The organism is Demequina litorisediminis (assembly GCF_030161615.1).
Lineage (GTDB): Bacteria > Actinomycetota > Actinomycetes > Actinomycetales > Demequinaceae > Demequina > Demequina litorisediminis.
Genome location: NZ_BSUN01000001.1, coordinates 1166284 through 1185349 on the forward strand (window position 1 = coordinate 1166284; position 19066 = coordinate 1185349).

Genomic DNA, 19066 nt, shown 5'->3' on the forward strand with positions numbered 1-19066 from the left:
GCGAAGACCTGCGCCACCGCTACGGAAGGAGCACCATGTCTCGCGTCCGCGTGGACCTCAACATCTCGCTCGACGGCTTCGCCACCACCACCGATCAGACTCCGGAGAACCCCTTCGGAGACGACTGGGGGCGGCTGACCGGCGACTACGTGGCGACGCGCACCTTTCGCGAGCGGGTCCTGGGGATGTCCGATGGCTCCGGCACCACCGGCGTGGATGACACCTACGCGGCGGGCTACTTCGAGGACGTGCGGGCGGAGATCATGGGGGCCGCGATGTTCGGCCTGCACCTGCACGGCGACGACCCCGACTGGCGCGGCTGGTGGGGCGAGGAGCCTCCGTTCCGCTGCCCCGTATTCGTCCTGACGCACTCCGAGCGCGAGCCCATCGCGTTCGCCAATGGCACGCGGTTCGAGTTCGTGTCGATGGCGCCGCGCGAGGCGCTCAAGGCCGCGCGGGCGGTGGCCACGGGAGGCGACGTGCGCATCGGCGGCGGGCCCACCACGGTGCGCGACTTCCTGCGCGAAGGGCTCGTCGACTCGCTTCATGTGGCCGTGGTGCCCATCCTGCTGGGGCGCGGCGTGCGACTGTGGGACGACCTGCGCGGGCTCGAGGCGGGCTACCGGGTGACGGCTGAGGCCGCTGAAAGTGGCGTCACGCACCTCACGTTCGAGCGCGAGGATGGCAGGTAGCGGCGGCGTGACCTCCGTCATCGCGTTCGCCGACGCCACACTCGCGGCTCGCGCCGCACTCGGCGACGTGTTCCGTCGCGCCTCGGAGGACTCACCTGCGGGCGCGCTGTGGGGGGATGCGGCCTCGGAGGCGGCGGTGTACCTAGACCCTTATGTGGAGCACGAGCCCGAATCGCTCCTGCTCGCCCTGGTCGACGACCGCGTGGTCGGCTACCTCGCCGGTTCCCTGGGCCCGGCATCTTTTCCTTCGGAGAGCGCGCTCATCGACGCGGCGATCCGCGAGCATCGGCTCATGCGGCGCCGAGACACGCGACGGTTCTTTATCCGCGCGCTTCGCGACTCCGCGGCTGCCGCGGTGCGCCGTCGTCCCACGGCGCGCGCCCTGGAGGACCCTCGCTGGCCGGCACACCTCCACATCGACCTCGTGCCGGAGGCCCGCGGGAGGGGCGTCGGGGATGCCCTCATGCGGGCGTGGGCGGCACGGCTCGAAGAAGCCGGAGTGGGCTGCTACCTACAGACGCAGGTGGAGAACGCCCGCGCCCGCCGGTTCTTTGCACGTCACGGCTACGTCGAGTTCGGACCCCCGGCCCTCATCCCAGGGCTCAGAGTGGATGGCGCAGTGTCGTGGCAGGTGACGATGGTGAACCCGGCACCCCGGGCGTGACGGTCGGACTCTAGTTCGCCGGGAACAGCAGGCTCGAAGCGCTCGCAGATGATCGGCATGTCCGACTCGAAGCCGCGCGGGCTCTCGGAGTGCTCGCGCCAGTACCGTTCGTGCGAGGCACGCCAGTAGGAGAGGGTCTGGTCGCCCTCCCCCTCGGAATGAGCGTGCTCCGCGGTGACCTCGTTAAACGGAACGACATCGATAGCGGTGGTCCTCAGGAGCGCGTGCGGCTCTCCGGCACCATCGAGAATGATGCTGAAGTCGCCGACGGCCGGGATGGGGTCGCCTGTGTGCTCGTAGTCCCACAGGGACGACGCCGTCCCGGTCTTGGTGCCCGCCAGGACCAGGGCGAGTAGTGCGTCCGCGTGCTCGGCGGTGGCCCCGAAGGCCCAGACCTCCGGCATCGGCTCGGGGAGCGAGGGGTCCTCGGCACGGCGTGCCGCCCAGAACTCGGCGACGGCGGGAGTGACGGGATCGCTCAGGCTCATGCGAGTAGGTCCTCTCCGTAGTGCAACACCGTGGGGAAGGGATCGTAGAAGCGGTGCAGGAGGCGCTTCCACTCCTGGTAGTCCTCGGACCCGCGGAAGCCCACTTCGTGAGCGTCGACGTCGGTCCAGGTCACGGTCAGCAGGTAGGTGCTGGGGTGCTCGACTCCTCGGCGCAGGGTGTGACCCAGGTAGCCGGTCTGGCGGGCGATGATCTCGGAGGCCTCACGAAACGCTGCCTCGAACTCGTCCTCGAGCCCGGGGCGCACCGGCAGCACGACCGACTCAACAATCCCCTGCCCCACGTCAATTGGATCCATTTGACGGAAAGGGGGGTGGGTTAGGCGGAGGCGAGGAGGGCGTTCAGGGCCGAGGTGAAGAAGCCCAGCCCGTCCGTGCCACCGCGACCGGCCTCACGCGAGTCGGGGCCGAAGCCCGCCTCGACGGCGTGCTCGGGGTGAGGCATGAGGCCCACCACGTTGCCGCGCGCGTTGGTCACGCCCGCGATGTCGCGGCGCGAGCCGTTGGGGTTCACGCCCACGTAGCGGAACGCGACGCGGCCCTCGGCCTCGAGGCTCGTCGAGCGTGTGCTCGTCGGCGACGTACTGGCCGTCCTGGTTCTTCAGCGGGATCGTGATTTCCTCGCCCGCCTCGTACGCATTGGTCCACGCGGTGTCGTTGTTCTCGACGCGCAGGACCTGGTCGCGGCACACGAAGTGCAGGTGGTCGTTCTTGATCATCGACCCGGGCAGCAGGTGGACCTCGGTCAGCACCTGGAAGCCGTTGCAGATGCCGAGCACCGGCATGCCGCCGTTCGCAGCGTCCACGACGCGCTCCATGATGGGCGAGAAGCGCGAGATGGCGCCGGCGCGCAGGTAGTCGCCGTAGGAGAAGCCGCCAGGAAGCACCACGGCGTCGACGTCCTGCAGCGAGGAGTCGGCGTGGAAAAGGTTGACGGACTCGGCGCCGGCCAGGCGCACCGCGCGGGCAGCGTCCCGGTCGTCGAGCGTGCCGGGGAACGTGACGACGCCGATGCGGGCCATCAGGCCACAACCTCCACGGCCACGACGTCCTCGATGACGGGGTTGGACAGCATGGTCTCGGCGGCCTCGCGGGCCTTGCCGAGCAGGCTCCTCCGTCACCTCGCCATCGACGGTCAGGCTCGAACCGCTTGCCCTGGCGGACGGCCGCAAAACCGTCAAAACCCAGGCGCGGGAGGGCGTTGCCGACGGCCTTACCCTGAGGGTCGAGGATCTCGGGCTTGGGCATCACGTGAACGACGATGGTGGCCATGGGCGTGAGTCTACCGGCACGCACGCGCCCGCACGGGCGCGCCTGTGTCACCCGCGTTTAGCACGCCCACCGATACTGGATCTCGGTGTCTGTGAGCCAGGTGTCGAGGTCCCCGAAGGCCGATGCCCAATGCGCCAACCCACCCTCGTAGACTGTGAGGACGCCCTTGTCTTGCCCCGGTTCCGGCGCCGCCACCGCGGGCAGCACCCTGACCGCGGCATCGGCGGTCAGGACAGCATCGGCCATCCCCACCCGCCCCGAGACGGCCTCCCACACGCCCGATGTCCCCGCACCCTCCGCGTCCGCGCCGTCCAGGTCCGGATCGGAGGCTGGGGAAGACGGCCGCGTTGGTGGGAGTGAACGGATACCAGGTGGTGCCCTCGTACGTGAGCGGCTCGTTGTCACATGCCGGGTAGTAGGTGAGGTTGGCGTCCTGCGCGATCGCTTCACCGGGTTCCCCCATGTCGAAGCGGCCGTCGGAGGTCACGAGCGGCTCCTCGGCAGCCGTCGACCCCCTGGCGCACACGCCGACAGCACCACGGCAAGCGTCACGAGCGCCACCACATAGGCCCCCGCCAGCGGCAGCGTCACCGCCGCCACAGCCCCCAGTGCCGCGCGGAATCTCTCCTGCATCGTCGCCATGACCTTTCAACGCACCCCGACGGCGAAACGTTGGGTCACCGGCCGCGGATACGCTTGCCGCCATGGATACGTGGGTGGTGGCTGCGACGACGCCCGACATCGTCGAATCCGCCCTCGGCACCCTCCGCACCGTCCTGGAGTACATCGGCACCCTGGCGTTTGCCATCTCGGGTGCCGTAGCGGCGGGCCGCAAACGGATGGACCTGGTGGGAGCGATCGTCCTCGCGTGCATCGTCGCCGTGGGCGGCGGAACCATGCGTGACCTGATGCTTGACCAGCCGGTCTTCTGGATGGAGAGCCCGTCGTACCTGCTGGTCGCCGCGGCGACCGGCCTGGTGGTCGCGATCCTCGCCCGCTGGCACCCGCCGGACCGGCTCGACCGCTACCGCATCGTCCAGTTGTCGGACACCGCTGGCCTCGCCGTCTTCGTGGTGGTCGGCACCGGCATCGCACTCGACGCGGGCGCCTCGGCCGTGGTGGCCGCCGTCATGGGCGTCGTCACCGGCGTGGGCGGCGGCGTGATCCGCGACATGCTCGCCAATGACGTGCCCGACGTGTTCCGCAACGGCCAGTTCTACGCGACGGCCGCGCTCGCAGGCGCCTCCGTGTATGCACTGCTGCTGTGGATGGACGTGCCGCGCCTGGTGGCGTTCTGGGTGCCGATCGCGGTGGTGCTCGCCGTGCGGCTCGGATCGCTGAAGTTTGGCTGGGGTGTGCCGACCATCGGCGGTAAGCGCGTCGACCTCGACTGGCACGAGACTCACCCGGACGACGACGCGCGCTAAGCCACCGCATCGGCCGGGGCGTATGTCATCCGGCCGATGCGCGCGCCGCCTTAGTGCCTGGCGAGCCTGTCGTACGCCTCGAGGTAGCGCTGCCTGGTGCGCTCGACCACGTCCGCGGGAAGCGCGGGCGGCGGGGCATCGGACGCCTTGTCCCAGCCCGACTCGTCCGACGTGAGCCAGTCGCGCACAAACTGCTTGTCGAAGCCTGGGCTGGGCGCGGCCGGGCTCCCACTCGTCGGCGGGCCAGAAGCGGCTCGAATCGGGGGTGAGCACCTCGTCGGCCAGCAGGATGGCGCCGTCGCCGTCGCGACCAAACTCGAACTTGGTGTCCGCGAGGATCACGCCTCGCGCGGCGGCGAGCCTCGTGGGCGCGCGAGTAGACCGCGAGCGTCAGGTCGCGCAGCGCGGTGGCGTCCTCGAGGCCGATGCGCTCGACCACCTGCTCGAAGGCGATGTTCTCGTCGTGCTCACCCACCTCGGCCTTGGCCGCGGGCGTGAAGATGGGCTCCGGCAGGCGGGAGCCGTCCACCAGTCCCTCGGGAAGCGGGATGCCGCACACGGTGCCAGACTCGCGGTACTCGGCGAGGCCCGAACCGGTGAGGTAGCCGCGGGCCACGCACTCGATAGGGAACATGTCGAGGCGCTTGCACACCATGGCGCGGCCCTCGACCTCGGCGGGCACGGGGGCCTCGACGGTGTGGTTCGCCACGATGGGCGCCACCTGGTCGAACCACCACAGGCTCAGTCCCGTCAGGACGCCGCCCTTGCCGGGGATCTCAGTGGGCAGCACCCAGTCGTAGGCGCTGATGCGGTCGGAGGCGACCACCAGCACCACGTCGCCGCGCGGGTGCGGCTCGGTGGGCTCGTAGAGGTCGCGAATCTTGCCGGAATAGACGTGGCGCCAGCCCGGGAGCTCGGGCGCGGTGGGAGGCGTGACGTGGCCGGGCATCAGGCGGCTCCGCCGGGGATGGCACCGGTAGGGGTGCGGCCTTCGGAGGCGGCGAGCGCGATGTCGCTACGGTGGTGGGATCCCTCGAGACCGATGCGACCGAGAGCCTCGTACGCCACCTCCCTGGCGGCGGCGAGGGTCGCGCCGCGGCCGACCACGGACAGGACGCGGCCGCCTGCGGAGACCACCTCGCCTGCGTCGTTGAAGGCGGTGCCGGCGTGGAGCACGTGCGCTCCTCGACAGCCTCGGCCTCGTCGATGCCGGTGATGACGTCACCCGAGCGGGCTGACTCCGGGTAGCCGTGCGACGCGAGCACCACGGTGACCGACGCATCGTCCGACCACTCGAGGTCGGGAAGCTCGTGAAGGCGACCCTCGGCCGCGGCGAGCAGGACTGACGCGAGCGGGGTCTCGAGGCGGCTGAGCACCGACTGGGTCTCGGGGTCGCCGAAACGGGCGTTGAACTCCACCACGCGCACGCCGCGCGAGGTCAGAGCAAGGCCGCAGTACAGGACGCCCACGAACGGGGTGCCGCGGCGGCCCATCTCGTCGACCGTGGGCTGGGCGACGGTGCGCACGACCTCGTCGACGAGTCCCTCGGGCGCCCACGGCAGCGGCGTGTACGCACCCATGCCGCCGGTGTTGAGGCCCGCGTCACCGTCGTAGGCGCGCTTGAAGTCCTGGGCGGGCTGGAGCGGCTTGACGGTGCGGCCGTCGCAGATGCAGAACAGGGAGACCTCGGGTCCGTCGAGGAATTCCTCGATCACGACGGTGCCGCCGGCGTCCAAGATGGCGGCGCCGTGCGTGGTGGCCTCGGTCAGGTCGGTGGTGACCACCACTCCCTTGCCCGCCGCGAGGCCGTCGTCCTTCACCACGTAGGGGGCGCCGAACTCGGCGAGCGCCGCGGCAAGGCTGGCGGCGTCGCGGCACACGCGCGGGGCGGCGGTGGGAACCTGGGCGGCCTCCATGACCTCCTTGGCGAACGCCTTGGAGCCCTCAAGCATCGCGGCGGCACCCGAGGGGCCGAACACCGGGATGCCGATCTCCCGCACCGCATCGGCCACACCCGCCACCAGCGGAGCCTCGGGTCCCACGATGACGAGGTCGGCCTTCACGTTGGCCGCGAGGGCGGCGACGGAGGCGCCGTCGTTCTGGTCCACGGTGTGCAGGGTCGCCAGGCGGCCGATGCCGGGGTTGCCGTTGGCGGCGTGCAGGCTCGGTCACGGCCGGGTCGAGGTGGAGGGAGCGGGCGAGAGCGTGCTCGCGCGCACCATTGCCGACGAGGAGGATCTTCACGCAGGCGAGTCTAGCGAGACGGCGCCACTGCCTCCTGCGAGTCGTTGAGTGCGCAGATCCGGACGAATCCGCGCACTCAACGACTCCTGGCGTGCAGGGCAGCGGCGTTACGCGCCGCGGACGTGCAGCAGGTCGTGGTTGACGATGATCTCTTCGCGGCCGGGGCCCACGCCAATGGCGGAGATCCGGCAGTTCGAGATCTTCTCAAGCGCCATGACGTAATCCTGCGCCGTCTGGGGCAGGTCGGAGAAATCACGGGCGCCCGAGATGTCCTCTGTCCAGCCCGGCAGGTACTCGTACACCGGCGTCGCAGCGGCGAAGGCGGCCTGGTCCTGCGGCAGGCTCCTCGTAGCGGACGCCGTCGACGTCGTACGCGACGCACACGGGGATCTGGTCGAGCCCGGTGAGGACGTCGAGCCTTGGTCAGCACCAGGTCGGTGAGGCCGTTGATGCGCGCCGCGTAGCGGGCGATGACCGCGTCGTACCAGCCACAACGGCGGCGACGACCGGTGGTGGTGCCGTACTCGTGACCCACCTCCGCGAGGAAGTCGCCCATCTCGTCGAACAGGCTCGGTGGGCATCGGCCCCTCGCCCACGCGGGTGGTGTACGCCTTGACGATGCCGATGACCGAGTCGATGCGGGTGGGGCCCACGCCGGAACCGGTGGAGGCGCCGCCGGCGGTCGCGGACGAGGAGGTCACGAACGGGTAGGTGCCGTGGTCCACGTCGAGCATGGTGGCCTGGCCGCCCTCGAAGAGGACCGTCTCACCGCGGTCGAGCGCCTGGTTCAGCACCAGCGACGTGTCCGTCACCATCGGCTCGAGGCGGTCGCGGTACTGGAGCAGGCTCGTCGGCGACCTCGTCGACCGTGATGGCACGCCGGTTGTAGACCTTCACCAGCAGGTGGTTCTTCTGCTCAAGAGAGCCCTCGATCTTGTCGCGCAGGAGCCTGCTCATCGAACAGATCGCCCATGCGCAGGCCGAGGCGGTTGATCTTGTCGGCGTAGGCGGGGCCGATGCCGCGGCCCGTGGTGCCGATCTTGCGCTTGCCGAGGAAGCGCTCCGTGACGTTGTCGAGCGTGCGCGCGTACGGCGCGATGATGTGCGCCGCGTTCGAGATCAGCAGCTTGGACGGGTCGACGCCACGCTCGATGAGCGCGTCAATCTCCCCGAACAGCACCGAGATGTCGACCACGACACCGTTACCGATCACGGGCGTCACACCCGGCGTCAGGATTCCCGACGGCAGCAGGTGCAGCGCGAACTTTTGGTCACCGATCACGACGGTGTGACCGGCGTTGTTGCCCCCGTTGAACTTCACCACATAGTCGACGCGGCTTCCCAGCACGTCGGTGGCCTTGCCCTTGCCCTCGTCGCCCCACTGGGCTCCGACGATCACCACTCCGGGCATCGTTCCCTCTCCCCTCACCCCGGTACATGCCGGGGCTTGGGCCCGGGCCGATGCGCGCATCGGCCCGGACGTACGCGAGCCCCGACCAGTCAGTCCGACCGATCGGGGCTCGCGCCTGCCGAATTTCGGACTTAGATCTTCTTGCCGGCCGAACCGAGCCTGCTGGCAGGCCTCGACAACGCGAGCGGCCATGCCGGCCTCGGCGAGCCTTGCCCCAGGCGCGCGGGTCGTAGGCCTTCTTGTTGCCCCACTCGCCGTCGACCTTGAGGACGCCGTCGTAGTTCTTCATCATGTGGTCGACGACCGGACGCGTGTACGCGTACTGGGTGTCGGTGTCGATGTTCATCTTGATGACACCGTGCGAGACGGCCGTGGCGATCTCCTCGGCGGTCGAGCCGGAACCACCGTGGAACACGAGGTCAAACGGCTTGTCCTTGCCGAACTTGGCGGCGGCGGCGGACTGGATGTCACCGAGGATCTCGGGACGCAGGCTTCACGGCGCCGGGCTTGTACGCACCGTGCACGTTGCCGAAGGTCATGGCGGTCAGGTAGCGGCCGCGCTCGCCGAGGCCGAGGCGCTCGATGGTGGCGATGCCGTCCTCGGGGGTCGAGTAGAGCCTTGTCGTTGACCTCGGCCGAGTGGCCGTCCTCCTCGCCGCCCACGACGCCGATCTCGATCTCGAGGATCGTGTCAGCGGCCTGCGACAGCTCGAGCAGGCTCCTCGGCGATGGCGAGGTTCTCCTCCATGGGCACGGACGAGCCGTCCCACATGTGCGAGTTGAAGATCGGGCCCTTGCCTGCGGCGATGGACTCGGCCTCCAGGCTTCAGCAGCGGCTTGAGCCACTCCTCGAGGTAGACCTTGTGGCAGTGGTCGGTGTGCAGCGCGATGGTGACGCCGTACTTCTCGGCGACGACGCGGGCGTAGGCCGCGAGCGCGAGCGAACCGACGACCGCGTCCTTGATGGTGGAGCCGGAGGCGTACTGGCCACCGCCCACCGAAACCTGAATGATGCCGTCGGACTCGGCCTCAGCGAAGCCCTGGATGGCGGCGGTGACGGACGACGACGACGTGATGTTGATCGCGGGGAACGCGTAGCCGCCGGCCTTGGCGGCGTCGAGCATCGCGGCGTACGACTCGGTGGTGGCGATTGCCATGGGTAACTCCTGAACTTGTGCGGATGGAACCGTCGTCCATTCTGTCAGATGTCCAGGGGTGCGTCATGGGGCCGTAGGTCCCCTGATCAGGCAGGAACGGTCAGAATGTGTCCCGCGGCGGCGGTACCGAGGGTCACCGTCCGCCCTTCGAGGTCGAGGCTCGACGATCCCTGCCGAGTCCTTGCGGGCCGTGACGGTGAGCACCGCGCCGATGTCGAGCGCCACGTCGCTGAGGTGGCGCAGCAGGTCGGGGTCGTCGTCCCACACGCGGGCCACGCGCACGCGCACCCCCTCGGCGACGGCGTCAAGAGCCGTGTGCTGCTCGGTGGGCAGGGTGCCGTCGGCGGCGGGGATGGGGTCGCCGTGCGGGTCGTGCGTGGGCTGGCCGAGCCGCTCCGCGAGGCGTTCGACGAAGTCGTCCGACACGGCGTGCTCGAGCACCTCGGCCTCGTCGTGAACCTCGTCCCAGTCGTAGCCCAGGTATTCGACGAGGAAGGTTTCGATGAGCCGATGCTTGCGCACCGTGGCCAGCGCAATCGCGCGTCCCTCATCGGTGAGTTCCACGGACCCGTACCGCTCGTGGGTGACGAGGCCGCGTTGGGTGAGCCTTGCGCACCAGTTCCGAGACGGACGAAGGCGACAACGACAGACGGTTCGCAAGGACCGTCACGGTGACGGCTGCATCGGACCATTCGGTGGCGTTGTAGATCGCCTTGAGATAGTCCTCAGTCACGTTCGCGTCGGCCATGATCCTCCTCGGGTTACGCGGGCACCACCTCGCGACGGCGCATGACGCGGCGCATGAGGCCGTGGCGGGGACTCAGCAGGTAGACGAGCCCGAACACGACGCCCTGCACCACCACGACCATCCCGCCCGAGGATGCATCGAGCCAGTAGGCGAGGTAGATGCCCGCCACCGAGCATAGTGACGACATCACGGGCGCGATGATGAGCATCCGCGAGAACCGGTCCGTCAGGAGGTGCGCGGTGGCGCCGGGAATGATCAGCAGCGCGACCACGAGTACCACGCCGACCACTTGCAAGCCCACCACGGCCACGGTGGCCAGGACGGCAAGCAGGAGCGCGCCAAGGCGGCGCGGCGACAGGCCGATGGCGCGAGCGTGCATCGGATCGAAGGCATAGAGCGTGAGGTCGCGCCGCTTCACCAGCAACACCGCGAGTGCGATCGCCGCGAGGATGCCGATCTGCACCAGGTCGCCGGTGGACACGCCAAGGATGTTGCCGAACAGGATGTGCGACAGGTCCACCTGGCTGGGCACCACCGACACGAGCACCAGGCCCAACGCGAAAAGGGTGGTGAAGACGATGCCGATCGCGGCATCCTCCTTGACCCTGCTGGTGCCGCTGACGGTGCCGATCAACGACACCGCGATGAAGCCAAAGATGAGGGCGCCGATCGCGAACGGCCAGCCCACCACGTACGCGAGGACGATGCCGGGGAGGACCGCGTGGGATACCGCGTCACCCATGAGGGACCAGCCGATCAGCACGAGCCAGCAGGACAGGATGGCGCTCACCACGGCCGCGATGACCGTGACCACGAGCGCGCGCACCATGAAGTCGTACTGCAGCGGCTCCAGGAGGATCTCGACGATGGTCATGCCGCACCGCCCGCGACGTCAACGCCGAAGGCGCGCACCAGGTTGGCGGGCGCCATCGCCTCGCTGACGGGACCGTGGAACAGGATGCGGCGCAGCAGCAGCGCCGCGTCATCCGCGAGCGCGGGGAGAGCGTGGAGGTCGTGCGTCGAGACCAGGACGGCACGTCCGTCTGCGGCAGGCTCCCGCAGTAGCGTCACGATGGTGGCCTCGGATCGTTTGTCGACGCCTGCGAAGGGTTCGTCGAGGAGCAGGAGGGAGGCCTCCTGCGCGATGGCGCGGGCGACGAAGGCGCGCTTGCGTTGGCCACCGGAGAGCCTGTCCGATCTGGCGGTCGGCGAGATCGGTGAGATCGACCCGTGCGAGCGCCTCGTCCACGGCGGCACGGTCTCGCGCCGTGGCGCGGCGAGTGAACCCCATCCGGCCGTAGCGACCCATGGTGACCACGTCCCTCACGGACACCGGGAAGTCGCGGTCGATGTCCTCGCTCTGCGGCACATACGCAACGCGGGAGGCGGCCCTCGCGGCAGCGGGGTCGCCGCCATGCACAGTGACCCCGCCCGCGTTGGCCTTGACCGCCCCCATGACCGCCTTGAACAGGGTCGACTTGCCCGAGCCGTTCATGCCGATGAGGCCCGTGACGCGGCCGGACTCGACCGTGAGCGAGCAGCCGTCGAGCGCGGTCACGTCGCCGTAGCGGACGTGGAGGCCGCGGATGTCGAGGGCGGGAGCGGTCACGAGGCGGCCCCCGTGAGCCCTGTGGCGATGGTCTCTGCGTCGTGGCGGATGAGGTCGAGGTAGGTGGGCACGGGGCCATCGGCCTCGGACAACGAGTCGACGTACAGCGTTCCTCCGTAGGTGGCGCCCGTGGCCTCCACCACCTGCTGCATCGCCTTGTCCGAGACGGTCGATTCACAGAACACGGCAGGCACCGAGCGCTCCTCGACCTCCTCGATCGCGGCGGCGACCTGCTGAGGCGTCGCCTGCTGCTCGGCGTTGACGGGCCAGATGTAGACCTCGTCGAGGCCGGCGTCGCGCGCCAGGTAGGAGAAGGCTCCCTCGCAGGTCACCAGCACGCGCTGCTCCTCAGGGACCTGTTCGAGGTCGGCCTCGAGTTCCTCGCCGACAGCGCGCAGTTCGTCCTGGTAGGCGGCGCCTCGCTGTGCGTAGTCGGCGGCGTTGTCGGGGTCGAGGCTCGGCGAAGGCATCGATCATGGCGCCCACGTAGGCCTGCGCCACGTCGGGGCTCATCCAGGCGTGAGGATTGGGCTGGCCCGCGTACGCGTCCGCCGCGATGTCGATGGCTTCGATGCCGTCCGAGACCACCACGTGGGGCGCGTCGATGGACTCGACGAACTGGGCGAACCACGCCTCGAGGCCCAGGCCGTTGTCGAGGATGAGATCGGCCTCGGATGCCCGCGCGATGTCACCGGGCGTGGGTTCGTAGCCGTGGATCTCGGCGCCCGCCTTGGTGATCGACTCGACGCGCAGGTCGTCACCTGCGACGTTGCTGGCCATGTCCGCAAGGACCGTGAAGGTGGTGAGCACCAAGGGTCGATCGTCATCGCTCGCGGCGCTCTCGGTTCCGGACTCGCCCGCGCAGGCCGCGAGCGCCACGCCCATCACACCCATGGTCACGGCGGTCAGAAGTCGAGTTTTCGGCATGCCGAAAACTCTAAGCCATGGCGGTGTCGTCCGCCAGCCCCTGGGCCCTACGACGCGAGGCCTTAGCCCGCGTGACCCGCGGCGATGTCGCCGTGCTGCGCCACCCAGGCGTGCATCGCGATGGCCGCCGCCGCACCCGCGTTGATCGAGCGAGTGGAGCCGTACTGCGCGATGGCGAGCGTCGCATCGGCCGCCTGCCTCACCGCGTCGGTGAGCCCCACCGACTCCTGGCCAAACACCAGGACACACTCGCGCGGCAGGGAGTACGTCTCGAGGGGCACCGAACCGGGAAGGTTATCGATGCCGATGACCGCGAGACCCTCGGAGCGCGCCCAGGCCACGAAGCCCTCGACCGTGGGGTGATGGGTGACGTGCTGATAGCGGTCGGTCACCATCGCGCCGCGACGGTTCCAGCGGCGGTTGCCGACGATGTGGACACCGCGGGCCGCGAAGGCGTTGGCGGTGCGCACCACCGACCCGATGTTGAGGTCGTGCTGCCAGTTCTCGATCGCCACGTGGAAGGGGTGGCGCAGCGCGTCGAGGTCCGCGACGATCGCCTCGTGCCGCCAATACCGGTAGCGGTCCACCACGTTGCGGCGGTCGCCTTCACGCAGCAGGCTCCGGATCAAAATGGTCTCCTGCCGGCCAGGCGGCCTCGCCGCCGGGCCACGGGCCCACCCCGTGCGCGGGAGCCTCGTCATCGCCCGGTCGGGTTGCCGGGGTCGCGTCGCTCACACCAGATCCACGGTGAGGGCCGCCGCCGCCGCACGCGCACGCTCGCGGGCCTGACCCACGCTTGCTCCCCGCACCACGGTCGCAGCCACCCGGCGCCGTCCCTCGACACGAGGCTTGCCGAACAGCCGCAGGTCCGCCTCCGGCACCGCGAGCGCCTCATCGACGCCGCCGAACACCGGCACGCCGGACCCCTCCGCGAGCACGGCGCACGAGGCGGCGGGCACCGCCTCGACCTCGTCCGGCAGGCCGATGCCGAGGATGGCTCGTGCGTGCAGCGCGAACTCGCTCAGTCGCTGGGACGCCAGGGTCACCAGGCCCGTGTCGTGCGGGCGCGGCGAGACCTCGTTGAAGATCACCTCGTCGCCACGGATGAACAGGCTCCACACCGAAGACCCCGTAGCCGCCGAGCGCCTCGGTGACCGCTCCGGCGACCTGTCGCGCGCGCCGCACCGCGGCCTCCGGCATCGGGTGGGGCTGCCACGACTCGCGATAGTCACCGTCGATCTGGATGTGCCCCACCGGGTCCAAGAAGGTCGTGCCACCCGCGTGACGCACGGTCAACTGCGTGATCTCGTAGTCGAAGTCCACGAATGCCTCGACGATGAGCCGCGTCGATACGGCACGGGCACCCTGTGCCGCATAGTCCCAGGCACGAGCCGCATCGGCCGCATCGCGCACCACCGACTGACCCTTGCCCGACGACGACATCACGGGCTTCACCACGCAGGGGGTGCCAAGGCTCCCCGATGGCGGCCTCCAGGCTCGGCGAGCGAGTCCACAAAGCGGTACGGAGACGTGAGGAGCCCCAACTCCTCGGCCGCCAGGCGGCGGATACCCTCACGGTCCATCGTGAGACGGGTCGCGCGCGCCGTGGGGATGACGGTCGCCGTTCCCGCCGCCTCCACCTCCAGGAGCACCTCGGTCGCCAGCGCCTCGATCTCCGGCACGATGAGGTGTGGGCGGACCTCCGCGATGACGCCGCGCAGCGCGTCGGCATCCAGCATGTCCAGCACGCGCGAGGCGTGAGCGACCTGCATGGCGGGGGCATCGGCGTAGCGATCCGCGGCGACCACCTCGGCGCCGAGGCGCATCAACTCGATCGCCACCTCCTTGCCGAGCTCACCCGAACCCAGCAGCAGGACGCGAGTGGCGTGAGACGTGAGGGGTGTGCCGAGCGAGACGGTCATGCGCCCATCCTCCCAGCCGACACCCGGGACACGCGCCTACAGTGTCTCCGTGACGCCCACCACCCTCGCCGGGACCCTCGCCGCCGCCGTGCCCACCCTCGGGCCCGACTGGCTCGACCCAGAAACGATGATCGAGTCCTTCATTGGCCGCTGGGGAGTGTGGGCACTGGCGGCCGTGTGCGTGGTCGTCATCATCGAGACCGGCCTGTTGTTCCCCATCCTGCCGGGCGACTCCCTGCTCTTCACCGTGGGGCTGTTCGTGGGCACCGGCGCGCTGAGCGTGCCCTTATGGGCGGCCTGCCTGGTGCTGTTCCTCGCGGCCTTCGTGGGCGACCAACTCGGCTACTACATCGGCCACAGGGCCGGGCCCGCGATCTTCCGCCGGCCCGATTCGCGCTGGTTCAAGCAGGAACACATCGCCAAGACGCACGCATTCTTCGAGCGCTACGGCGGCCGCGCACTGGTGCTAGGCCGGTTCGTGCCGTTCGTGCGCACCTACATCCCGGTCGCCGCGGGCATCGGCCGCATGCCGTACTCACACTTCGTGCGCTACAACGCCATCGGCGCGCTCGCCTGGGGCGTCGGCATCACGCTGCTGGGCTACTGGCTGGGCAACGTCACCGTGATCCGGGAAAACCTCGAACTCGCGGCGATCGTCATCGTCGGCATCTCGGTGCTGCCCATCGTGATCGAGTTCGTCAAGCACCGCCTCGAGGCTCGCGCCGCCAAGTAACCGGCGGCCCGCCGGAGTCGGTGAGCCGGATCAGGCGAGGTCGAGGTCCTCGAGGCCGAACAGCGACAGGTAGGGCAGACCCTGGGCCTCGATCTTCTCGCGCGCACCCGTGTCACGGTCCACGATGACGGCCACCGCGGCCACGGTCGCACCCGCCTCACGGATCGCCTCCACCGCCGTCAGCACGGAGCCTCCGGTCGTCGACGTGTCCTCGACGGCGATGACGGTGCGGCCCGCGATGTCCGGACCCTCGATGCGGCGCTGCAGGCCGTGCGCCTTGTTCTCCTTGCGCACCACAAAGGCGTCGAGGTCGAGGCCACGGCTCGCGGCGGCGTGAAGGAGGAGGTCGCCACGGGGTCGGCGCCGAGCGTCAGGCCGCCCACGGCGTCAACGTCGGCGGGACCGAAGCCGTTGACCTCAAGGTGGTCGAGCAGCACGTGACCCACGAGCGGCGCGGCGCGGTGGTGAAGGGTGATGCGGCGCAGGTCGACGTAGTAGTCGGCCTCCTTGCCCGAGGCCAGCGTGATGCGGCCGTGCACGACCGCCAGGCTCCTTGATGAGGTCACGCAACTGCTCGCGCGGGGTGCCAGAAATCGAGGTGCCGGTCGTCATGGCGCACATCCTACCGACCCCTCCCCACCGTCAAATGGATCCATTTGGCTCGCCTAAGGCCGTAGATGAGGGGAAATCAACCGCACCGGTGCGGTGACGGCTCGGTCAAGGCGGCCGATGCCGTGTCCGGGTCAGCGCGAGCGCATCGACCTCATGCGGCGCGTCAGCGCGGAGGGCGTCACCCGCATCAGCGTGCCCGCCACCGCGTACTTCGCGGACGGGGTCACCACCACCGCCTTGCGCCGCACGGCCGCGAGCGCCGACTCCACCACCTGCTCGGCGCTGAGCCATGCGACCTCGGGGAACTCGTCACGCATATGCGCCAGTTCGGGAGCATCGTGGAAGTGGGTGCGGACCAGCCCGGGGAGCACCACCGTGGCGGTCACGCCGGTGCCAGCCAGCCTGCGAGGCGAGCGCCTCCGTGAAGTCACGCACCCAGCGCTTGTGCGCGGCATAGGTGGTGTTGGCCAGGTGTGACGCGACCGACGAGATGTTGAGGATGGCGCCATGGCCACGTGCGGCCATCGCCTTCGCCGCGACCTGGGACAGTCGCAGGGTCGCGGTCACGAGGACGTCCAGGGCGGCCTTCTCCTGCTCCCACGTGGTGTCGAGCACCTCGGCGCCCAGGCCGTAGCCGGCGTTGTTGACCAGCAGACTGATGGGGCGGTCGGGGTCGGCGACGCGCTGCGCGACCGTCTCAAGTCCCTCGGGCGTGGACAGGTCTGCCGCGATCACCTCGACCTGCACCCCCGCGGCGCCCCTGATGGTGTCCGCGATCTCGCTCATCGCGTCACGGTCGCGGGCGACCAGCACCACGTCGTGCTTCGCGGTGGCGAGCCTGCCAGGCGAACTCCTCGCCCAGGCCCCGGGACGCTCCGGTGATCAATGCGGTAGCCATGCGGGCCAGCCTAAGCGCCACCGGCATCGGCCGCCTTCACCGGGCCGCCTCCGCACCGGTGCGGTGGATTTCCCCTCATCTACGGCCTTAGGCAAGCCAAATGGATCCATTTGACGGGATAGCGTGGGCGCATGCGCCTTGCCACCTGGAACGTGAACTCCGTCCGCGCCCGCGTTGAGCGCGTCGTCGAATGGCTCGAGAGGTCGGGCACCGACGTGCTCGCCATGCAGGAAATCAAGTGCAAGCCCGAACAGTTCCCGCGCGAGGCCTTCGAGGCGGCGGGGTATGAACTCGCTATCCACGGCCTGAACCAGTGGAACGGCGTGGCGATCGCCTCCCGCGTGGGACTCGAAGACGTCGCCACGTCCTTCGCGGGCCAGCCTGGCTTCGCCAAGACCGGCGACCCCGTGGTCGAGGCGCGCGCCATCGGCGCGGTGGCCGGCGGCGTGCGCGTGTGGAGCCTGTACGTGCCGAACGGGCGCGGGCTCGCCGACCCGCACTACGCCTACAAGCCTGGCCTTCCTCGAGAACCTGCGCGAGGCCGCGCGAGCCTGGGCCGATGAGCCCACCGCGCTCGTGGGCGACTTCAACGTCGCGCCGCTGCCCACGGACATCTGGTCCGAGTCCGACTCGGAGGCCGAGACGCACGTGACCCCCGAGTCCCGTGCCGCCCTCGCCTCGCTCGCCGATGCCGGGTACGAGGAGCCTCAGCCGACGGTTCGTGCCGGACGAGAACAAGTACACCTTCTGGGACTACAAGGCCCTGCGCTTCCCCAAGAACGAGGGCATGCGCATCGACTTCATCTGGGGATCGCAGGCGCTCGCCGCGCGCGCCACCGCCCTGGAGATTCAGCGCGATGAGCGCAAGGGCAAGGGCGCCTCGGACCACGTGCCCGTGGTCCTCGACATCGCGGACCTCGCGTGAGCAACGAGTTCGCGCCCCCGCCACTGCCGGGCGAGTCGTCCGGCGCGCCACAGGCCTCTGGCGGCTCGCTCTCGCGGGCCGATGCCCCACCGCCTGCCGCAGCCCAACCCACGTCCGCTCCGCAGCCGAAGCGCGCCCCGCACCGTGGGAACCGCAAGCGCCGCGGCGCCGCAGACGCCGGCGTGGCCCCGTGGGTCCGCTGGTCTCTCATCGTCGGAGCGAGCGCCATCGTACTGGGACTTGCGTGGTCGCTAGCGCTGATGGTGGCCGACACCCGGGCCGCACCCGCGGACCCCGACGCGACCGGCGAGATGCCCGCGATGCGCGTGGTCGAGGGCATGTGCCTCAAGACCGTCGGAGACGATGGCACCGTCGCCGACCCCACCGTGGTCGACTGCGCCGAGCCGCACCGCGGTGAGGTCATCGCCACCTTCGCGATTCCGCTCGAGGTGTACCCGGGTGACGAGGACGTCGTTGAGCGCGCCCTCGAGATCTGCGGCGACCGCATCGGGCGCACGGGTGACAATGACTGGGTGGCCTGGGTGCCGTCCGAAGACTCGTGGGTCCGTGGCGATCGCACCGTGGCATGCATCGCCACCTCAGATGAGGACGTGCGCGACTCGGTGGTGCCGGGCGACGGCATCACCGGCGAGGACGCGTAGCGAGAGCTCTCGACGAGCGTCGACTGCGACTACAGCGCCGCGCTGGTGCGCGTGGAGATGGCGCTGTGAACCGCGGGGTCACCCACGGACGCCAGCCACTCGAGCAGGTTGGCAGGCGTCGAGGGGTTGCCCGCGACCGTGGCGCGCATGTCCGGGTGGGCGTACGCGATGCGGGCCAGTTCCTGCGGGCTTGCGGTCGGGTCGGCGGCGCGCATACGCAGCATGCGGTCGGACGGTGAACCGGGGGTCACCGCCGCAACCGGGATGACCGAGGCACGGCGGACGGGTGCGGAGGACGAGCGCTGAGACGGCGCAGACGTTTCACCGCGCGCACTCACCACGGCGTCGCGGATGAGGACCCCGAGGATGACGAGCGGCACCAGCGGCGCGAGCCACAGGAATGGCGGGTAGACCACGGAGTCGATACTCGCCAACACGACGGCTGCCGCGAGGAAGACGATGGCACCGACGGAGAAGGTGAGGCGGGAGCGGGCTGTCAGCGTCACGCGCCGATGCACGCTGGCTGTCACCACTGCTGCGAACAACACCCCCGTTGCGAGCAGCACATACTCCTCACCAGACCAATACATGCGCCCTCCCCCAATTCTCGAGCGCGTACCCGTCGGCACCACCGCGTCCCCTGGATACGGTGTGGGG

At 69.8% G+C, this 19066-nt stretch carries 17 protein-coding genes and 13 pseudogenes; 6 read left to right on the forward strand and 24 right to left on the reverse strand.

Annotated elements, in window-relative coordinates:
- Positions 1-35 precede the first annotated feature (35 nt).
- Positions 36-692, forward strand: a complete 657-nt coding sequence (locus tag QQK48_RS07145) for a dihydrofolate reductase family protein (protein ID WP_284327977.1) — start codon at positions 36-38, stop codon at positions 690-692.
- The gene (locus QQK48_RS07150) at positions 682-1356 is read left to right on the forward strand and encodes a GNAT family N-acetyltransferase (protein ID WP_284327978.1); all 675 of its coding nucleotides are present in this window, start codon (positions 682-684) and stop codon (positions 1354-1356) included. The genes QQK48_RS07145 and QQK48_RS07150 overlap by 11 nt, the downstream gene beginning before the upstream one ends.
- Here QQK48_RS07150 and QQK48_RS07155 read toward each other — a convergent pair.
- The 6 genes and pseudogenes from QQK48_RS07155 to QQK48_RS07180 all read right to left on the reverse strand — a co-directional run bounded on the left by QQK48_RS07155 (position 1257) and on the right by QQK48_RS07180 (position 3767).
- Complete coding sequence (locus QQK48_RS07155; protein WP_348523515.1) at positions 1257-1844, reverse strand: ASCH domain-containing protein; 588 nt, start codon at positions 1842-1844, stop codon at positions 1257-1259. The genes QQK48_RS07150 and QQK48_RS07155 overlap by 100 nt on opposite strands.
- Positions 1841-2146, reverse strand: a complete 306-nt coding sequence (locus QQK48_RS07160) for an antibiotic biosynthesis monooxygenase family protein (protein WP_284327979.1) — start codon at positions 2144-2146, stop codon at positions 1841-1843. The genes QQK48_RS07155 and QQK48_RS07160 overlap by 4 nt, the downstream gene beginning before the upstream one ends.
- A gap of 35 nt (positions 2147-2181) precedes the next feature.
- Positions 2182-2884: pseudogene (gene purQ / locus QQK48_RS07165) on the reverse strand (phosphoribosylformylglycinamidine synthase subunit PurQ).
- A pseudogene (gene purS / locus QQK48_RS07170) lies at positions 2884-3134 on the reverse strand (phosphoribosylformylglycinamidine synthase subunit PurS). The pseudogenes purQ and purS overlap by 1 nt, the downstream one beginning before the upstream one ends.
- Before the next feature lie 57 nt (positions 3135-3191).
- Positions 3192-3410, reverse strand: a complete 219-nt coding sequence (locus tag QQK48_RS07175; RefSeq protein ID WP_284327980.1) for a hypothetical protein — start codon at positions 3408-3410, stop codon at positions 3192-3194.
- Positions 3411-3617: 207 nt separating this feature from the next.
- Complete coding sequence (locus QQK48_RS07180) at positions 3618-3767, reverse strand: hypothetical protein (protein ID WP_284327981.1); 150 nt, start codon at positions 3765-3767, stop codon at positions 3618-3620.
- A gap of 83 nt (positions 3768-3850) precedes the next feature.
- Here QQK48_RS07180 and QQK48_RS07185 point away from each other — a divergent pair, with 83 nt between their 5' ends.
- Complete coding sequence (locus QQK48_RS07185; RefSeq protein WP_284327982.1) at positions 3851-4561, forward strand: trimeric intracellular cation channel family protein; 711 nt, start codon at positions 3851-3853, stop codon at positions 4559-4561.
- A 50-nt stretch (positions 4562-4611) separates the two neighbouring features.
- Here the strand turns inward: QQK48_RS07185 and QQK48_RS07190 are convergent.
- The 14 genes and pseudogenes from QQK48_RS07190 to QQK48_RS07250 form a co-directional block, all read right to left on the reverse strand.
- Positions 4612-5510: pseudogene (locus QQK48_RS07190) on the reverse strand (phosphoribosylaminoimidazolesuccinocarboxamide synthase).
- Positions 5510-6805: pseudogene (gene purD, locus QQK48_RS07195) on the reverse strand (phosphoribosylamine--glycine ligase). The pseudogenes QQK48_RS07190 and purD overlap by 1 nt, the downstream one beginning before the upstream one ends.
- A 107-nt stretch (positions 6806-6912) precedes the next feature.
- Positions 6913-8216 (reverse strand): annotated as a pseudogene (locus QQK48_RS07200) (adenylosuccinate synthase).
- Positions 8217-8347: 131 nt separating this feature from the next.
- Positions 8348-9373 (reverse strand): annotated as a pseudogene (fbaA, locus tag QQK48_RS07205) (class II fructose-bisphosphate aldolase).
- A 63-nt stretch (positions 9374-9436) separates the two neighbouring features.
- The gene (locus QQK48_RS07210; RefSeq protein WP_284327983.1) at positions 9437-9937 is read right to left on the reverse strand and encodes a metal-dependent transcriptional regulator; all 501 of its coding nucleotides are present in this window, start codon (positions 9935-9937) and stop codon (positions 9437-9439) included.
- Positions 9921-10121, reverse strand: coding sequence for a helix-turn-helix domain-containing protein (locus QQK48_RS07215; RefSeq protein ID WP_284327984.1), 201 nt, complete (start codon positions 10119-10121; stop codon positions 9921-9923). Before QQK48_RS07215 ends, QQK48_RS07210 begins: the two co-directional genes overlap by 17 nt.
- A gap of 13 nt (positions 10122-10134) precedes the next feature.
- Positions 10135-10995, reverse strand: a complete 861-nt coding sequence (locus QQK48_RS07220) for a metal ABC transporter permease (RefSeq protein WP_284327985.1) — start codon at positions 10993-10995, stop codon at positions 10135-10137.
- A pseudogene (locus QQK48_RS21455) lies at positions 10992-11730 on the reverse strand (metal ABC transporter ATP-binding protein). The gene QQK48_RS07220 and the pseudogene QQK48_RS21455 overlap by 4 nt, the downstream one beginning before the upstream one ends.
- A pseudogene (locus QQK48_RS07230) lies at positions 11727-12657 on the reverse strand (metal ABC transporter substrate-binding protein). The pseudogenes QQK48_RS21455 and QQK48_RS07230 overlap by 4 nt, the downstream one beginning before the upstream one ends.
- A 62-nt stretch (positions 12658-12719) precedes the next feature.
- Positions 12720-13392, reverse strand: a pseudogene (locus QQK48_RS07235) (TrmH family RNA methyltransferase).
- Entirely contained in the window at positions 13389-13574 is a 186-nt protein-coding gene (locus tag QQK48_RS07240) for a hypothetical protein (protein WP_284327986.1), read from the reverse strand. Before QQK48_RS07240 ends, QQK48_RS07235 begins: the two are co-directional and overlap by 4 nt.
- A gap of 141 nt (positions 13575-13715) precedes the next feature.
- Positions 13716-13934 (reverse strand): annotated as a pseudogene (locus tag QQK48_RS21460) (hypothetical protein); the annotation flags it as partial.
- Positions 13831-14100 (reverse strand): annotated as a pseudogene (locus QQK48_RS21465) (ATP-grasp domain-containing protein); the annotation flags it as partial. The pseudogenes QQK48_RS21465 and QQK48_RS21460, both read right to left, overlap by 104 nt.
- An 8-nt stretch (positions 14101-14108) precedes the next feature.
- Positions 14109-14579 (reverse strand): hypothetical protein, encoded by a 471-nt coding sequence (locus QQK48_RS07250; protein ID WP_284327987.1) that lies wholly within the window; start codon positions 14577-14579, stop codon positions 14109-14111.
- 49 nt (positions 14580-14628) lie between these two features.
- On the opposite strand from QQK48_RS07250, the gene QQK48_RS07255 reads away from it, so the two are divergent.
- Positions 14629-15312 (forward strand): DedA family protein, encoded by a 684-nt coding sequence (locus QQK48_RS07255; protein WP_284327988.1) that lies wholly within the window; start codon positions 14629-14631, stop codon positions 15310-15312.
- A 30-nt stretch (positions 15313-15342) separates the two neighbouring features.
- On the opposite strand, the pseudogene pyrE reads toward QQK48_RS07255, so the two are convergent.
- From pyrE to QQK48_RS07270, 3 genes and pseudogenes are all read right to left on the reverse strand, one after another.
- A pseudogene (gene pyrE, locus QQK48_RS07260) lies at positions 15343-15924 on the reverse strand (orotate phosphoribosyltransferase).
- Positions 15925-16055: 131 nt separating this feature from the next.
- Complete coding sequence (locus QQK48_RS07265; protein ID WP_284327989.1) at positions 16056-16241, reverse strand: hypothetical protein; 186 nt, start codon at positions 16239-16241, stop codon at positions 16056-16058.
- Positions 16234-16740 carry an SDR family NAD(P)-dependent oxidoreductase gene (locus QQK48_RS07270; RefSeq protein WP_284327990.1) on the reverse strand — a complete coding sequence of 169 codons (507 nt, stop codon included), beginning with the start codon at positions 16738-16740 and terminating at the stop codon, positions 16234-16236. Before QQK48_RS07270 ends, QQK48_RS07265 begins: the two co-directional genes overlap by 8 nt.
- A gap of 213 nt (positions 16741-16953) precedes the next feature.
- Here QQK48_RS07270 and QQK48_RS07275 point away from each other — a divergent pair.
- Positions 16954-17747 (forward strand): annotated as a pseudogene (locus tag QQK48_RS07275) (exodeoxyribonuclease III).
- Positions 17744-18409, forward strand: a complete 666-nt coding sequence (locus QQK48_RS07280) for a septum formation family protein (protein ID WP_284327991.1) — start codon at positions 17744-17746, stop codon at positions 18407-18409. Before QQK48_RS07275 ends, QQK48_RS07280 begins: the two are co-directional and overlap by 4 nt.
- A 29-nt stretch (positions 18410-18438) precedes the next feature.
- Here the strand turns inward: QQK48_RS07280 and QQK48_RS07285 are convergent, their stop codons facing one another.
- On the reverse strand, positions 18439-18999 hold the full coding sequence (locus QQK48_RS07285; RefSeq protein ID WP_284327992.1) for a variant leucine-rich repeat-containing protein: 561 nt from the start codon (positions 18997-18999) through the stop codon (positions 18439-18441).
- Between the last annotated feature and the right edge of the window lie 67 nt (positions 19000-19066).

Coding starts and splice junctions, on each gene's coding strand:
- QQK48_RS07145 (WP_284327977.1), top strand. CDS start 36: ATGTCTCGCGTCCGCGTGGACCTCAACATCTCGCTCGACGGCTTCGCC.
- QQK48_RS07150 (WP_284327978.1), top strand. CDS start 682: ATGGCAGGTAGCGGCGGCGTGACCTCCGTCATCGCGTTCGCCGACGCC.
- QQK48_RS07155 (WP_348523515.1), bottom strand. CDS start 1,844: ATGAGCCTGAGCGATCCCGTCACTCCCGCCGTCGCCGAGTTCTGGGCG.
- QQK48_RS07180 (WP_284327981.1), bottom strand. CDS start 3,767: ATGCAGGAGAGATTCCGCGCGGCACTGGGGGCTGTGGCGGCGGTGACG.
- QQK48_RS07215 (WP_284327984.1), bottom strand. CDS start 10,121: ATGGCCGACGCGAACGTGACTGAGGACTATCTCAAGGCGATCTACAAC.
- QQK48_RS07220 (WP_284327985.1), bottom strand. CDS start 10,995: ATGACCATCGTCGAGATCCTCCTGGAGCCGCTGCAGTACGACTTCATG.
- QQK48_RS07250 (WP_284327987.1), bottom strand. CDS start 14,579: ATGACCGTCTCGCTCGGCACACCCCTCACGTCTCACGCCACTCGCGTC.
- QQK48_RS07265 (WP_284327989.1), bottom strand. CDS start 16,241: ATGCGTGACGAGTTCCCCGAGGTCGCATGGCTCAGCGCCGAGCAGGTG.
- QQK48_RS07285 (WP_284327992.1), bottom strand. CDS start 18,999: ATGTATTGGTCTGGTGAGGAGTATGTGCTGCTCGCAACGGGGGTGTTG.